At 59.3% G+C, this 911-nt stretch carries 1 protein-coding gene; it reads right to left on the reverse strand.

What is annotated here, in order from left to right; genetic code table 11:
- Positions 1-268: 268 nt before the first annotated feature.
- Positions 269-802, reverse strand: coding sequence for a hypothetical protein (locus tag V6C16_RS14315; RefSeq protein WP_333543566.1), 534 nt, complete (start codon positions 800-802; stop codon positions 269-271).
- Positions 803-911: the final 109 nt, after the last annotated feature.

Genomic DNA, 911 nt, shown 5'->3' on the forward strand with positions numbered 1-911 from the left:
ATGGGCCAGATGCTCCAGCAAGGAAAGCCGCCGCACGGGAGGACCTTGCGCACCGCCTGCGGCATGACCGGCATGCCCAGTAGTTTCGGCACAACCGGCAGCCACAAAACCCACGGAATCTGCTGCATCCACAGCACTCACAGCACTCACGACATTCGCAGCACTCGCGGCACCGAGACGCTTCTGGCCGGACAGATTTTTTGCCTTGCCCACAAAACTCATGACACCCGCACCGCCGGGCAGCCCCTGCGGCAAGCGCCACACACGGCTACTGCACCGTATCCTTGTGGTTTTCGGCCGAAGCGCTGTGCAGGCTCAACGTTATCTTTTCGGCCAGTTCACGCGCGCCGGGGCTTTGCCGCCACTCGTCAAACAGCTTGCGCCACGCGCCGAATTCCGTAAATCCACGGTCAAGCTGGTCTTCATGCATCTGCACCCAGGTATTGAAAAGCTGCATCTGCACCTGAAACGTGGAACTGTTAAAAATCATGGCCGCGCTGTCGCGGGCAATGAGCTTGCCGTCCACATGGGCCATAACATAATTGCAGATGGCGCGCTGTGACGTTTCAAAAGTCACTTCTTTGCCGTTCATCTCGTCGGCCAGCGGCAGCAGGTGGGGATACAGCTCGGATATGCGCTCCATCCCCTTGACCGGCACAGCCATGAACAGCGGCGCCTCGCCCTCGGCCGAAGCGGATTCGGGCTTTTCGCTGATGAAGTAAAAGCGCAGCCAGTTTTCAAACATGACCGATTCAAGCACGCTGGCAACGGCGCTTTGAAATTGGCTTTGTTCTTCAGGCATGAAAAACTCCTTCATGTTTTCCGGCACGGCCGGTAAGGACCGCTTTGCCGCCGTGGAAATTGCCGCTCCGCCGCCCGTGCGGGCAGATGCCGCGGTGAGTGCGGACGCG

The organism is Desulfovibrio sp. 1188_IL3213, from assembly GCF_036763145.1.
Lineage (GTDB): Bacteria > Desulfobacterota > Desulfovibrionia > Desulfovibrionales > Desulfovibrionaceae > Desulfovibrio.